We start from the raw sequence: 728 nt of genomic DNA, 5'->3' as shown, positions 1-728 counted from the left end.
TGTTGATGTTGTAGTCGCCCCACTTCAGGGCAGTGTTCTTGGCCAGGATGGTGATACCGCGCTCTTTTTCCTGGTCATTGGAGTCCATCACCCGCTCGTTTTCCGCTTCTTTGCGGTCAAGGGTGCCGGACAGGCGCAGCAGCTTGTCTACCAGGGTGGTTTTGCCATGGTCGACGTGGGCGATGATGGCGATATTGCGCAGATTTTCGATCACGATGTTTTCCTAAAAAAGAGCGGCAAGCCGGAGGCGACAAGCAGCAAGATAAAAACCGAAGAAAAGCCTAAAAACATGACGGATTCAGCGTTTGCCGTCGGGAGGGTGCCTGCGGCGCCGCGCGCTGCGTCTGAGCTGCTCCTTGATCATGACGGCACGTGACCTTCTTGCGGCTGATAGCTTGCGGTTTGTGGCTGCCCGGCGGGGCGATAGACACGCACGTTGGCATGCCCTTCGCTGAGCAGGTGGTGAGCATGCAGGCGGCTCATTACGCCCTTGTCGCAATACAACAGGTACTGGCGGCTGGCATCCAGCTCCTTGAAGCGGCTGTTCAGCGCGTAGAACGGCAAGGTCTGCACCTCGATGCCTTCAACCTGCAGCGGCTGTTCCTCGACGGCATCGGCGGGGCGGATATCCAGGATGATCTGCCCGCTCAGCGCCTGCTGGACTTCCTCGACCTGGACGTCGGCGCCCAGTTCGTCGATCAGCTTGTCCACGGTGATCTTGCGCGCGC

The 728-nt window shown here is 59.2% G+C and carries 2 protein-coding genes; both read right to left on the bottom strand.

Annotation, left to right across the window (positions count from 1 at the left end; genetic code table 11):
* Nucleotides 1-214 (bottom strand): GTP-binding protein (locus tag CFY91_RS15380; protein ID WP_243392523.1); only part of this gene is annotated, 214 nt, incomplete at its 3' end.
* A 146-nt stretch (nucleotides 215-360) separates the two neighbouring features.
* A partial coding sequence (thiI, locus tag CFY91_RS15375) for a thiazole biosynthesis protein (protein WP_341476604.1) occupies nucleotides 361-728 on the bottom strand: 368 nt, incomplete at its 5' end.

Source organism: Pseudomonas fluvialis, assembly GCF_002234375.1.
Lineage (GTDB): Bacteria > Pseudomonadota > Gammaproteobacteria > Pseudomonadales > Pseudomonadaceae > Aquipseudomonas > Aquipseudomonas fluvialis.
Note: the sequence above shows the minus strand (reverse complement) of the source record. Positions and strands in the feature narration are given on the sequence as shown.